Source organism: Geothrix campi (genome assembly GCF_024609265.1).
In the GTDB taxonomy this organism is placed as follows: domain Bacteria; phylum Acidobacteriota; class Holophagae; order Holophagales; family Holophagaceae; genus Geothrix; species Geothrix campi.
Map to the genome: position 1 here is coordinate 371,886 of NZ_JANHMP010000002.1, position 13,275 is coordinate 385,160.

General features: G+C 68.6%; 11 protein-coding genes and 1 other RNA gene. 7 read left to right on the forward strand and 5 right to left on the reverse strand.

The window, feature by feature from the left end; translation table 11 throughout:
* Positions 1-58: 58 nt before the first annotated feature.
* Complete coding sequence (locus NOV65_RS10845) at positions 59-1,987, reverse strand: ABC-F family ATP-binding cassette domain-containing protein (RefSeq protein WP_257306475.1); 1,929 nt, start codon at positions 1,985-1,987, stop codon at positions 59-61.
* 130 nt (positions 1,988-2,117) lie between these two features.
* Here NOV65_RS10845 and NOV65_RS10850 point away from each other — a divergent pair, with 130 nt between their 5' ends.
* Positions 2,118-2,564, forward strand: coding sequence for a MarR family winged helix-turn-helix transcriptional regulator (locus NOV65_RS10850; protein WP_257306476.1), 447 nt, complete (start codon positions 2,118-2,120; stop codon positions 2,562-2,564).
* On the opposite strand, the gene NOV65_RS10855 is transcribed toward NOV65_RS10850, so the two are convergent.
* Entirely contained in the window at positions 2,534-4,129 is a 1,596-nt protein-coding gene (locus tag NOV65_RS10855; RefSeq protein ID WP_257306477.1) for a transglutaminase family protein, read from the reverse strand. The genes NOV65_RS10850 and NOV65_RS10855 overlap by 31 nt on opposite strands.
* Positions 4,130-4,328: 199 nt before the next feature.
* A complete protein-coding gene (locus NOV65_RS10860; protein ID WP_257306478.1) occupies positions 4,329-4,793 on the reverse strand; it encodes a Spy/CpxP family protein refolding chaperone in 465 nt (154 codons plus the stop codon).
* An 85-nt stretch (positions 4,794-4,878) separates the two neighbouring features.
* On the opposite strand from NOV65_RS10860, the gene recO reads away from it, so the two are divergent.
* The 6 genes from recO to NOV65_RS10890 all read left to right on the forward strand — a co-directional run bounded on the left by recO (position 4,879) and on the right by NOV65_RS10890 (position 11,955).
* A complete protein-coding gene (gene recO / locus NOV65_RS10865; RefSeq protein WP_257306479.1) occupies positions 4,879-5,616 on the forward strand; it encodes a DNA repair protein RecO in 738 nt (245 codons plus the stop codon).
* 73 nt (positions 5,617-5,689) lie between these two features.
* Positions 5,690-8,236: a methyl-accepting chemotaxis protein gene (locus NOV65_RS10870; protein ID WP_257306480.1), complete on the forward strand. Its 2,547-nt coding sequence runs from the start codon at positions 5,690-5,692 to the stop codon at positions 8,234-8,236.
* A 196-nt stretch (positions 8,237-8,432) separates the two neighbouring features.
* Positions 8,433-9,185, forward strand: a complete 753-nt coding sequence (locus tag NOV65_RS10875) for an energy transducer TonB (RefSeq protein ID WP_257306481.1) — start codon at positions 8,433-8,435, stop codon at positions 9,183-9,185.
* Positions 9,186-9,194: 9 nt separating this feature from the next.
* Positions 9,195-9,557, forward strand: an RNA gene (gene rnpB / locus NOV65_RS10880) — RNase P RNA component class A.
* Positions 9,558-9,965: 408 nt separating this feature from the next.
* Positions 9,966-10,721, forward strand: a complete 756-nt coding sequence (locus NOV65_RS10885) for a GNAT family N-acetyltransferase (protein ID WP_257306482.1) — start codon at positions 9,966-9,968, stop codon at positions 10,719-10,721.
* Positions 10,722-10,800: 79 nt separating this feature from the next.
* The gene (locus NOV65_RS10890; RefSeq protein ID WP_257306483.1) at positions 10,801-11,955 is read left to right on the forward strand and encodes an MFS transporter; all 1,155 of its coding nucleotides are present in this window, start codon (positions 10,801-10,803) and stop codon (positions 11,953-11,955) included.
* Here the strand turns inward: NOV65_RS10890 and NOV65_RS10895 are convergent.
* Positions 11,945-12,661 carry a class I SAM-dependent methyltransferase gene (locus NOV65_RS10895; protein WP_257306484.1) on the reverse strand — a complete coding sequence of 239 codons (717 nt, stop codon included), beginning with the start codon at positions 12,659-12,661 and terminating at the stop codon, positions 11,945-11,947. The genes NOV65_RS10890 and NOV65_RS10895 overlap by 11 nt on opposite strands.
* Before the next feature lie 12 nt (positions 12,662-12,673).
* Positions 12,674-13,225, reverse strand: a complete 552-nt coding sequence (locus tag NOV65_RS10900) for a hypothetical protein (RefSeq protein ID WP_257306485.1) — start codon at positions 13,223-13,225, stop codon at positions 12,674-12,676.
* Positions 13,226-13,275: the final 50 nt, after the last annotated feature.

Below are 13,275 nucleotides of genomic sequence, written 5' to 3' on the forward strand. Positions count from 1 at the left end.
CTCCAGGGTAGCGAAAAGGCCCCGGGCCTGTCCGCTGCCCTGGCAAATTGTGATGGGATCAGCTTCCGCTGCGTTTCTCCTCGAGTTCCAGCCAGGCCTCCTCCAGAACGTGCAGCGCCGTCTTTACCCCATCCCGGTCCTGCAGGGCCTGGTGTCCGGGGCTGTCCGCCCGGAGGAAGGCGGAGGGATCCGCCAGCAAGGCATCCAGCTCCGCCAGCCGGAGGTGGAGGGTCTCCATCTCCCCTTCCACTTCGGCCAAGCGGCGCTGTTCTTTCTGGGACAGGCCCGGCTTCCGAGGCCGGGGGGCATCCACCCTGGCCGCGGCGCGGGGGCTCTCGGCCTTGGGCGTTTCCTGGGCGGCCGCCCGGGCTTCCCGCAGGCTGCGCACGGTGGAGGGGGGCCCTTCATAGAGTTCCCAGCGCGGGGTTCCGGCGGGGTTCCAGGCCAGGGTGTGGGTGGCCACCTGGTCCAGGAAGAAGCGGTCGTGGCTCACCAGCAGGAGGGTGCCGCCGAAACCCAGAAGGGCCTCCTCCAGGTTCTGGAGGGTGGGAATGTCCAGGTCGTTGGTGGGCTCGTCCAGCACCAGAAGGTCCGCGGGGCTCAGCATGGCCTTGGCCAGCAGGAGTCGGTTCCGCTCGCCACCGCTGAGGGTCGCGGCTGGGCGCGCCTGCTGGTCCACGGGGAAACCGAACCGGGTGAGGTAGACGTGCGCGAGCACCGTGCCATTCCCGGTGTCCACCACGGAGGCGCGCTCCGCGAGGTTGTCGAGGATGCTGCGCGGGCCATCGAGCTCACCGCGCCCCTGCGAGATGGTGGTGATGGCGAGCTTGGGGTGGCGGACCACCTCGCCTGCCGTGGGCTCCAGCTCGCCCAGCAGCACCTTGAGCAGGGTGGACTTGCCGCAGCCATTGGGCCCCAGCAGGGCGATGCGCATGCCGCGCTGGAGGCTGAGGTCGATGCCGTCGAGCAGTTCCTCGCCGCCGGGATAGGCGAAGCGCAGCCGTTCCGCGCGGATCAGGGCGTCGCTGCGATTGCCGCCGGCAGCGAAGGCCAGGCCCTGTCGGGTCTCCAGCCGGGTGCGGTCGTCCACGTCATCCTTCAGATCCAGCACCTCCTGGATGCGGAGCTTGGACTTGCGGGTGCGGGCCTTGGCGCCCCGGCGCAGCCAGGCCATCTCCCGGCGCAGGCGGTTCTGCATGTGCTCGGTGAGCCGGGACTCGCGGAACTCCCGGTCGGATTTCTCCAGCAGATAGTCGCTGTAGCCACCCTCGTAGCTGCGGAGGGCGCCGTCCTCCAGCTCGAGCATTCGCGTCGCCACAGCGTCCAGCAGGTGGCGGTCGTGGGTGATGAGTAGCAGGGCGCCGTCATAGGCCTGGAGCCAGGCTTCCAGCTTTTCCACCTGGTCCGGATCCAGGTGGTTGGTGGGCTCGTCCAGCACCAGGACATCAGGTTCCTTGAGCCAGGCCTGGGCCAGGGCCACACGCTTGCGCCAGCCGCCTGAGAGGGATTCCACTTCGGCTTCGAGGTCGGTCAGGCCCCAGGTGGTGGCCGCCGCCTTGAGGCGCGGCTCGAGATCCCAGCCCCAGCGCTCGATCTGGTGTTCCACATTTTGCAGTTCGTCAAAGAGCCGGGCTTCCTCCGGGCCGGTGGTCCCGTGGAGAGTCTCGTGGATCCGCTGGTGCCTGGCCAGCAGGGCGGCATGGTCGGCCAGCGAGGCCTCCAGGGCCTGGCGGATGCTGGCCCCAGGCGCGAAGTGGGGCTCCTGGCTGAGGCGGGCGACGCGGAGGCCCTGCGTGATGACCACCTCCCCGGAATCGGGGGTTTCGTCACCGGTCAGCAGCCGGAAGAGTGTGCTCTTGCCCGCGCCGTTACGGCCGATGAGCCCGACTTTCTCGCCCTGGAAGAGACCGAGGCTCAGTCTGTCCAGAATGGCTGTCGCGCCATATCGTTTCGTGACATTGATCAAACTAAGGGCGATAGCGGGCAAGAAGGGCTCCTACGACCTTCCAGAATCCCATGGATGGGGAGATCCTTGCCCGCAAAGAATCCGTGAGGTCGCCATGTCCCTTCAGGAAGAACTTCAGATGTCAAAGCTCCCCGCCCCGGGAGTTCAGTTGATGCTCCAGCTGATGCTGACGCGGGAAGCCGTCGTCCGCGTTCAGGAGCGTCTCTTCGAAGCCCACGGGCTGACCATCCAGCAGTACAACGTCCTGCGCATCGCCCGGGGTGGCCCGGTCAAGGGGCATCCCATCTACGAGATCGAGCGGAGGATGATCTACCGCTTCGCCAATGTGACGCGGCTGGTGGACCGCCTGGAAACACAGGGGCTGCTCAAGCGGGTGGCGGATCCCAAGGATCGCCGCGTGAGCCGCGTGGTCATCACCCCCAAGGGGCGGCGCCTCATGGAGCGCCTCGACGAGCCCGTGCGGGTCATGGCCACGCAGCTCACCAGCTGCTGCGACGAAAAGGAGTGCCTCGACATCTCGCTCTGGCTGGAACGCCTGCGGGAGCACTGCACCCAGCAGGAGGGGCTTCAGGAAGAACTGGTGGGTGCCATCAACTGATCCAGCAGCTGATAGGCGGCCACCTCCGACACGCCGTCCAGGCGCAGCCAGCGCCCCTGGCCCAGGTCCATCCACAGGCGACGGGAGGCCGGATCCCACCAGCCCTCGCGGAAGGTGCGCGGGCCCGCCAGTCGCCGATTCCCCTTCAACTGGGCCTGCCCTGGGTGGGGAACGGCTTCCACGGCCCAGGTCCGGTTCAAGGTGAGCCTGCCGCGCTCCAGATGCCATCGCCCTCCCGGCAGGCGCAGCCGGTGCCCGCCTGAAGCCGTCACCTGATCACCTTCGATGCGGGTGCCCGCGCCCCAGGAGGCGGTGCCCTCGCGTTCGGGGATCCAGCGGACGCCCGAGAAGGCCAGGGCCGCACCCTCCCAGCCCACGCTGCCGAGGTCCGCGAGATCCGTGTCGCCGAGCTTGATGCGGAGCGCCGAGGCCGGTGCCTGGTCGAAGGTGGGGTCCACGGGTACCCAGCGGTCGCCCAGCTTCACCTCCACCCAGAAGTGCAGGCCCAGGGTGTCCCCCAGGCCCACCCACCCGGTGACGCCACGGGCGGGCACCCCCAGGCGTCTCAGCAGGGCCACGGCCAGGACGCCATGCTCGGTGCAGTCACCCCTGGGCGTGCGGCAGACTTCGAGGGCCGAGGCGAAGCCCACGGTGAAATCCTTGTCGGTGATCCAATCGAAGACGAAGGTGGTCACGCGCTTCGCCAGTTCCCAGCGTGGCAGTCCCGGAGGTAGGGCCAGGCGCCGGAGGAGGCCGTCGAAGGCGGGGTCGCGAAAGGGCACCAGGGGGCTGGGGGCCAGATAGCGGGCCTCCTCTCCTTTGGGGGTTCCCGCCACCGGAAGCTGGGCGGCCTCGGCGGCGCTGGGGTCCGCCGCGCGGGCCAGACGCCACCGGCCCTCGGGGAGCCGCATCTGCTGGGCATCCTCGGGCAGCGTGGGTACGGAACCCTCGGCCCTCAACGTCAGGTTCCGCAGCCAGAGCTGGAACGGGTGGGGCGGCAGCGACTGGAGGGTGCGTTCGAAGAAGCCCTCTGCATCGCCGACGCGGGCCTTGGGTGGCGGGAGTTCGGCACGCTGCATCAGGATAGCGAGACCACCGAGTTCAGTCCTCTGTCGCAACTCGCCGGCGCTCGGGGAGATCCAGGCTTCCACGGGCGCCGAGGAATCCCCCTGGGTTTCCTGGCCGGTGAAGTGCACGGCGTCCGGGAACCCCGGCAGCGGGTCCGGCCCGACGGGGGCGAGGGTGAGGGTGCTCCACTGCTGGACGGGGAAGGAGAAGGTGATGGCCTGCACGGGGCGGCGTAGCCGCGCCGCCTCGATCAGGCGGGCGTCGAGCTCCTCGGGCCAGAGCAGGGCCCCGGCGGGCACCTGGGTGCGCAGCGCCGCTCCGTTCAGGGGCTGGAGGCTCAGAGAACCCGGATTCGCGGGCGACCATTCCGCCCTGCCTTCGAAGGGTTCTTTGGAGAGCTGGAGGCGCCAGGTGAAGGTCAGTGAGCCATCCGCAGCGCGCCGCGCGGTCTGATCCACCTCCTGGCGGATCTCCTGGCCTAGGCGCGAAATGGACATCCACTCACGGTTTCGGACCTCGCGTACACCTCCGAGGGTCTTTGCCTCCTGGGAGGCGCCACCCACCTCCTGTCCACCCACCCACTGCCGGTATGTCCGAGTCGGGGCTTCCTGGGCGACCAGAAAAATCCCGCTGAGGGCCGCCACGAGAAGGGGGGATGCACGCATCCCCCCAGTCTACCGGTCCGCTGGGCCCGGATCAGTCGTTCATCCCCAGGGCCATGCGGAAGTGGCGCACGCGTTCCCGGCGATGGGCCTGGGCGGTGGCCCGCCATTCAGCGGCCTTGGCCCTCTGTTCGGGGGTGAGTACCGCCTGGACTTCCTGTCGGAGGGCCCTGCCCACCAGCAGCAACTCGAAGCGGGCCGAGGAGGCCTTGTCGTGCAGCACGCGCAGCTGCGCTTCCGAGGTGTCCGGGTCCTGAAGCGCGGCCCGCAGGGCGGCCTGGGCCCGCCGGACCGTATCCCGTTGAACCACTAGGTCCGGCCGATGTCGCTCGCGGATGGCCTGGATGCTGGCCTGCTGGGCCCCGGTGAGGTTCAGGGCCCTGGCCATCCGAGGACCCTCGGCAGGGCCAGGGCCGGGGACAGGACCTGGAGCGGGTTGGGCCAGCCCGGGCAGGGCGGCGAGGGCGAGAATCGCGAAGGATCGGAACAGCAGTGTCATGACCATCTCCCGGGCGGGGCCTCTGCAGCCTCGCTTGGTGAGACACGGCTCCGGGTCCAGGGTTGAATCCGGGCAGACTGGAAGGGTGATCCGAACCTGCGCCGCCATCGTGCTCAAGGCCGTGCCCTTTGCCGAGGGAGGGGCCGTGGTGTCGTTCCTTTCCGAGCACGGTGAGCGCCTGTCGGGTCTGGCCAAGGGAGTAAAGAAGCCCACCGCCAAATGGGTGGCGGCCTTCGAGCCCCTCAGCCAGGTGCGGGTGAGTTTCTTCGGGAAAGAGCAGACAGAGTTGAAGCGCGTCACCCGCTGCGAGTTGGCCTTCAGTCCCCTCACGCTTGGGCACTTGGAATGCAGCCTGGTGATGGCCTGCCTGGCCGATCTCTTTGACCGGGTGGCCAAGGAGGGCGTGGAGGACGACCGCCTCTATCGCCTGCTCAGCGCCTGCGGGCGGGCCCTCAAGGCGGATCCGGACAATGCCCTGGGCATCCTGGCCTACGCCGAGCACTGGCTGCTCCACTGCCTGGGCCTGCTGCCCCATCCGAGGGTCTGCGGACGCTGCGGGAACGAGACCGCGCCCCTGGCTCTCCTCAGCCCCGATCACGGCTGGTGCTGCACCGCGTGTACGCCGGTGGACCCCAGCGAGGCCCTTCCGCCCGGGGCCCGGGAGCACCTGCGTCGGCTGAGGACCGAAGGCGCGGAGACGGCCCCCCGCCTGAATCCTGCCGACGCAGCCCTGGTAGCGGTCACGGCCCTCCTGCGGGCCCGGCTCCTCCTGGAACTGGGGGGCAGCCTGCGGAGCTACGAGGTGCTCTGGCGGACGATCTAAACTTGGCCTGGAGGGTCCAGCGGCCGATGGGTTGCCATGGCTTGGGGTCGGCATGAGGCTGGGTGGCTTCTTTATGAGACAGGATGAGATCCGTCGCTGGGTGGCGGATCTGGCCGTGCTGCCCTTCCTGGGGGCTACGGCCTACCTCCTGTTCAGGGCCTCGGCTTCGCTGCGGCCCGGCGAAGCGGCCATCTTGATGATGGTGGCCGCTGGGTTGGTGCTGCTCGGGCGCCGGTGGTACGCCTGGCAACGGAGCCTCGCCCCGGAGAGCCTCCTCTCTGACTGGGCCGGTCGCATCCTCCGCGGTGATCGCACGGCGCTTGTGCCGCAGACGGGCCTCGGGAGGGAAGTCCACCAGGTCGTGGTCGCCCTCAATACCATCCTCGGGGAAAACCGCCGGACCGGCGAGCGCCTGGAGTCCCTCCACCAGGCAGTCTGCAGGGATTGGGTGGAACTGGACCACCTGCTGGCGCAGCTCCAGCAGCAGTCCAGCGCGGATCGGACGGCGCGGGCCACGGCGGGCGGACGCCTGGCGATCTATGGCCAGGAGCTCAGAGAGGCCCTGGAGGTCTCCCTGAAGTTCGACCAGATCGAACTGGATCAGCGGCTCAGGGCGGATCAGCATCGTCTCCAGGGGCAGGCGTTCAGGGCCGCGCTGGAGCAGGGGCAGGCCCGGCTGAGCCAAGTCGAGGCCCTGCTGAAGGAACTCCGGGACACCTTCCCCCGGTTGCAGAAGGAGGAGGATGCGCTGGGCCGCTTGGCGGATGCCGGTGCCCGCCAGGGTGCGCGCCTGGATCTGGCGGCCAAGGGCCTGGCGGCCCATACCCCGAGGCTTCTCGAGGAGACGAAGGCGCGGGCGGAACAGCTCCGGCGGTTCCGGACCTCCGCCGATGGCGTGCGGGACCAGGCGGAGGCCCTGGCTCGCCGCATCGAGGCCTTCCGGGCCGACTCCCAGCGTCGCATCTCCTCGTTCGGGGGTGCGCAGGGGGCCATCCACACCATTGATCAGGCGGCGCAGCAGACCGGGCTGCTGGCGGTGAACGCCGCGATCCTCGCCCTGCAGGGGGGCGGGGGAGCAGGCATGCAGGCCATCGGGGGACGTCTCCGCAACCTCGCGGACCAGACTTCCCAGGGAGCCGCCGATCTGGAGCGCGCCCTGGATGAGCACCAGCGGGGCATGGAGCGAGAGAGCACCGGTTTGTGGGACCTCCAGGAAGTGACCCAACACCTGCGAGCGAGCATCCAGGAACTGCTCCATGTGGCTGGTCACCTGGATCGGCAGGGACAGGACATGGAACGGGTGCTGGAGACCCATGTCGACCTGGTGGGTCAGGTCCGGCAGGCTTCTGAGCGGGCGGAACAATCCCTGCACGAGATCGGTGAATGCTCGTCGGCCATCCAGACAGCCTTGGGCCGGCAATGGGGGGTGGAGGCCAAGGCCGCGGTCGAGGTCGACCAGTTGCTCCGGACCGGGAGACACATGGCTGAAGTGGGCGGCCAGCTCCACCAAACCAGCCGGAGGAGTGTCGAGGAGATCTGGGAAATCCTCGAAGGCCACCAGAAACTCCGTCAAAGCGAGGCCTACCGCCAGATCGTTTCCGGCGAGCTGGCCCGCCTGCTTGGACCGGACGGAGCGGCTGACATCACGTGGAGCCACACCGCATGGGCGCGAGCCCAGCGGCGCACGCGGCTGCTGGAGGAGGGCGGTCCGCTGCCGCCGCTCGGGCGCGCGGACTCGACAGGTGGAATCCGGTTGCTCGTGCTTGGCCTGGATGCCCTCGATCGCCCCGAACCCTCCGCCGTGGGCGATTGGTCCTGCGACCCCGAGGGCCGAATCTGGCGATTGCGATTGATCGAGAGCCTGAGGACCGAAGGCCATCGCCATTCCCTGCAGGAAGTCCTAAGGGAGAGCCCGCTGCAGGGTTGCCTGCCCGGAACCGACGTGCGGGTTGCCGCAGACGGCGTCGATCTTCGGCTGCCCTTCCCCTATCCCGGGCTTCCCCTGTTCCTGGCGGGCCTCGGGCTGGAGCTGTCGGTGGGCGCCACGGAATGGAGCGATCCCCATCGAGAGGCCGGAACGAGGAAGGTCCCCGTGCAGCAGCTCCTCTGGTGTGGACCGGACATGGATCCGGCCCAGAGGACCGGGCTCATGCATCTGGTTCATACCTGGATGCGGGACGACCCTCAGCATGAAAGCTTCATGCCGTGGCTGCCATACGAGGGGCATCGTCCGCCCTGTCCCTGGCTGGCGGAGCCCGAGGTGGGTGACGCGCTCGAGGGGCGGCCGAAGGTCCGTTGCGTGGGCCTGGGCGCCGAGGCCCAGAGCCTCCACCCCTTGCGGGATCGCCTGCTGCAGGCCGGGGCGGAGGAAGGAGAAGGGGGGGCCATCCTCTGCGCAGTCAGGCTCGGTCATGTCCACCCCGAGGCTCTGCTCCTGCGGCTCTTCCAGTCTGGCTCAGGCCTGGCGGATTCCACACATCCGGACCTGGCACCCTTCCGTTCCCGCTTCCAAACCGAGGTGCTGGGCGGGAGCGATGGCAGCCCCTATCGCGCGGCCTGGACCCTGCTGGAGGATCTCCAGCGGAAGGGCTGGGCGCTTCCGGTGCCTTCTCTTGGATGAGTTGAAGGATCTGCGCTTAATCCAGGTAGGTACCTTGACAGCCGTGGTGGGCCGCCGATACCTGATGCAAGCGATCTTTGGACCTCCTCCAGACGGTGTGTGATCCAGGGCCCGGGATTGCCACCAACCGATGTCCGCCGTTCCCGGCGGGCGTGGGATCTGAGGGAGGCCACAGGCGCCACCCACAGGAGATCCCATGTCCAGCCTCGCGCTCCGGCGCGGCCGGGGGCCTATGTTCCCGGACCTTCCGCCCACCCTCCAGCCGCACGCCATCCTGGCTGCGGCACCACCTTCCGATACGCTCCGCGCCGCCTCGCTGTCCGGATTGGTCTACCTCCTGCTCGCCGGCGGAACTGTGGCCATTGCGTCCTTCGGGCCGAAGGCCGCCTTGGCGCCGGTCCTCCCGACCGCACCTCCCTGGAGGCCCGTGACGTTCGACGGGCCGCCAAGGCTGCGCTCAATCGAACGCGTTGCGCCTCTTCCCACCGGGACCGGTGGAGGCGGCGTGGTCTCCACCAACTCCGGCGCGCCCACCCGAGCGGATCCGGTGGAGCCCGCGGCAGGCCTGCCCACGACGGATCGCCACCTGGAGGGTCCCGGTGCGGGACCTGCGATACCGGGCTTTGCAGTTCCAGCCTCCGGCGCCGCGGGCCCTGCCACCGGCCCGGTGATCCACGACTTCACGGCCACCGCGCCGGCGATCCTACGTCGCGTGGATCCCATCTATCCAGATCTGGCACGCCGGGCTCATGTCCAGGGAACGGTGGTGCTCATGATGATCGTGGACGACCGGGGCGTACCTATGCAGGTGAACGTCCTCGACGGCCCTCCGGCCCTCCAGGAGGTGGCGCTCCAGGCGGCCCGCCAGTGGCGCTTCGAGCCCGCCCTGATGGATGGCCACCCGGTGCCGGCGAGCTTCCGGCTCACCCTCAACTTCCGGCTGAGGTGATACCGTGAAGGTGTGGATCAGGGCGTCGCTGTCCGCGAGGGCAGAGGAAAGTCCGGGCTCCACAGGGTGCTGGGCCTGGTAACACCAGGGCGGGGTGACCCGACGGAAAGTGCAACAGAGAGCAAACCGCCGATGGATCTCCGGATCACAGGCAAGGGTGAAACGGTGGGGTAAGAGCCCACCGCCGGACTGGCAACAGGACGGGCACGGCAAACCCCCCAGGGAGCAAGACCAAATAGGCCGGCGCACCGCGCAAGCGGCGAGGGTTGACCCGACCGAGCCGGCGGGTAGGTCGCACGAGGTGGTTGGTGACATCCATCCCAGAGGAATGACGTCCCACGACAGAACCCGGCTTACCGATCCACCACGGCCCCCGCAAGGGGGCCGCGCTTATATCCTCCGGGGGTCTCCCGCGCGACGCATGCGTCGCGCGGATCTAAGGGCGCGCTGCGCGCCTCCACGTGACACGACGCTTCGCGTCGTTCCCACTCGCCTTTGGCGCGTGGACATGGAGCCTCCCCCCCGGGCCTCCGCGCTCAGCCCGGCGAAGCCGAGCTTCGCTTTTCGTCAGGAACATCCGCTAGTCTGGAGGTCTCTCTGGATAGGCCTCTGACCTGCACCCTGTATCGCCACCGTGGCACGCCTGGACCTGGCGTCGCAGCCGTGCGCCTCGGCTGACACAAGGGCGCGGCATCGTCGCGTGTTGTCAGATGTTCCAGGCCCGGGGCGCCGTCAACCCTCATCGAGGCGGCCAGCCGGACCTGTTCCTCCGGAGATCCCATGTTTCAAGACCTGACCAGCCTGGCCCGCCGCCTTGAGCGCGCCCAGGCCCTTCAGAACGAGCGCTTCAATCAGGCCGCCGGTGGCCGCAGCCTGCCCGTGGGCGGCGGCTTCGCCCACTTCCGCGGAGAAGGCCATCCCCTCAACCAGGCTCTGGGGCTGATCGATCCCATGGCCGAGCCGGATCTGGAGGTGATCGAGGCCTTCCTCGGGGCTCCCACGGTGCTGGAACTGAGCCCCGGCGCTGATCCCTCCCTATGGCCGCTGTTGGCCCTGCGGGGCTATCGACTTCATCAGTTCCAGCAGCTGTGGGTGCGGCCCCTCCTCCAAGTCGAGCCAACGCTGGAGCCCTCCATCCGGCTTGCCGGACCCGGGGAAGCGTCCCTTTACAATCGGATCATCTGCGCGGGTTTCCTGGAACGCGATGACTGGTCCGAACTGGAACCACCCTTCGAGGTTTCTCTCGAGGTGGTGGATGCCTGGGGTTTCCTCGCGTTCGTGAACGGGGAACCCGCCGGCGGCGGCATGCTCGGGATCGTGGATGGCGTGGCGCTGTTGTCGGGCGATGGCGTGCTACCCCGTTACCGGGGCCGAGGACTCCAGAAGACCCTCATCCGCTCGCGTCTGGCCTTCGCCCGGGAACGCGGCTGTGACTTGGCCTGCGCGGGTACAGCTCCGGGCACCGCCAGCCAGGGCTCCTATGAGGCCTGCGGTTTTCACGTGGCCTATCCCAAGGTGGAGATGGCGCTGGGCTAGGGTCTGTTTTCAAGGTGGGGGCGCGGCCACACCCCGGTCTGAAAACCAACCCTGGCGGCGGCGATGCGATAGTGGGGGGATGCGCCGCCCCGCTCCCCCCACCGCCGCGCTCCTCGTGACGGCCCTGGCCTTCCACGTGGACATGCTCCTCTACTACCTGCTGGTGCCACTCCTCCCCCGCTATGCGCGGGACCTGCACCTGAACCAGATGGAAGTGGGGATCCTCTTCGGCAGCTACGCCGTGGCCCTGCTGGCGGCCACCTTTCCCGTGGCCATCCTCACGGATCGGTACGGGCGGCGCGGGCCGATGCTCTGGGGGCTTGCCGGGCTGGGAGTCACGACGCTGGTCTTCGCGGTGTCGAACCAATACTGGCTGCTGGTCCTGGCGCGGTTCTGCCAGGGTGTGGCGGGGGCCGCCACCTGGCTGCCGGGCATGGCCCTGCTGGCGGACCATTTCCCCAAGGAGGCACGTGGCCGCGCCATGGGAACCGCCTTCGCGGCGGCCAATCTGGGCGTGCTGATCGGCCCGCCGCTTTCGGGTTTTCTCGACCAGCATGCCGGGCCCTCCACACCCTTCCTGCTGGGGGCGGTCCTGGTGGCCCTGGACGCGGCGGGTCGGGCCTTCCTGCTGCCGGAAGTGGAACCCGACCGTGGCCCAAGACTACCTTTCCGACAGTTGCTGTCCAATCCCATCATCCGGGTTTTTGCCGGGGCCATGGCCCTCGGGTCCTGCTTCTGGGCCCTGCTCGAATCTACCCTGCCACTGGACATGGACCGTCGGCTGGGCCAATCGCCCTCCCAGATCGGCCTCTTCTTCGCTGCCGCGGCCCTGACCCACACCTTCACCTCACCGCTGATGGGACGCCTCTCGGACCGCATCGGCCGGGTCCGGGTGCTGCGGATGGGGCTGGCGCTGACGGTGGTGCTCCTGCCGCTGCCAGTGCTGCTGCCCCGGCCCTGGATGGTGGTGTTGGCCATGATGGCCCTGGGGAGCACGGCCAGCTTCATCATGAGCCCCTGCAGCCCGGCGGTGGCAGACCAGGTGGAGCGCCTGGGCAGCCAGAGCTTCGCCTCGGCCTTCTCCATCCTGAACCTGGCGTACTCCGTGGGCCTGATGGTGGGTCCGCTGGTGGGGGGCGCCCTCGTCCAGGGGCTGGGCCTGCCCGTGGCCATGGGTCTGTCGGGACTGGGCTTCGGGGCCTACCTGCTGGCCACGCGCGGCATCAGGTCCTGATGGCTCGGTAGATCCACCGTTCCGCCATCGCCGCCCAGGGTCGCCCATCCAGCCCGCCGTAGGGACGGACGGCGCCGAAGCCCGCCTCCGCAAGGCAGGCCCGGGCCTCAGCATCCGTGGGGATCCAGATGTCATGACGGAAGGCTTCGCCCTGGCAGCGCCGTTCGGTGCGGATGCGACGGCCGTCGGGGCTCCAGGTGGCGCGTTCCTCGTAGCCTTCGTCGGGGAATTCCAGCCACTGGCCTTCAACCTCCGCCACGGCCTCCTTCAGGAAGTTCCGGCCCGCCAAGTCCAGTAGCAGGACGCCTCCAGGTCGGAGCACGCGTGCGAACTCGGTCAGCTGTTGGAGGTTCTCCTCCCCGGTGGCGAAGTAGCCCCAGCTCGTGTAGGCGCAGAAGACCCCGTCGGCACAGGCCTCCCGGAACGGCAGGGCCCGGAAGTCGAGGCGCGCCAGGGGCGCGGGATGTTCCGCGGCGTGCCGCCGCAGATTCAGGAGGCTCAGGTCGCCTCCCACGATTTCCAGGCCCCGGGCAGCCAGATGGGGGTGGAGACGGCCCCAACCGCAAGGCAGGTCCAGGACCCGGCTGCCCGGGGGCAGATCCAGCAAGGCTGCGAGGGCCGGCCCTTCGGTGGCGGCCTCCGCGTCCTTGTCCGCGTAGATCTGGAAGTAGGCTGGGCGATCGAAGTCCCAGGCGAACCAGTCCATGGGACCGTTCAATCAGGCTTCATCAGTCTCGGCCTTGACGAGCTTCACGATGGGCGTGGACTGGGGCGTGTTGACGATGCCCTTCCAGACGTAGCGGGTGCCACGCTTCTGGCCGCTCTTGGAAATCAGCTTGGCCTCTTCCAGTTCCGTGAAGAGGCGGCGGAGGGTGGCCGGGGCCCAGTCGCAATCCTTGAGATCCAAGGCGACCTGGGCCTCGAAACTGCTGAGGGAGCCCCGGTCCTGGAGGGCGAACATCAGATCCTTCTTCAGGTCTTCCAACTCAGGTTTCGAACGGCGGGCCTTGGTCTTGAAGGCGGGGGGAGCGGCCACGGGCGCGGGGGCGGCAGGCCTGGGCGCAGGCGGCGCGGGGGCCTGCGCGGCCAGGGGAGCCTGGGCCTGCACCAGCATCCCATCGAGGTAGATGTCGCCGCGCTCAGGGCGGAAGAGCACCACCACAGAGCCGGGATTCAGTCCTTCCTGCTGGAGCGCCGTGATGACCCGCTCCCCAACGCGGGACTTCTGATCCGGCGATAGACTGGGAGATTGAATAATGACGATGGCCATGACGACTCCAATATGTATACGGTGAATACATAATACACTTTCGCTTTTCA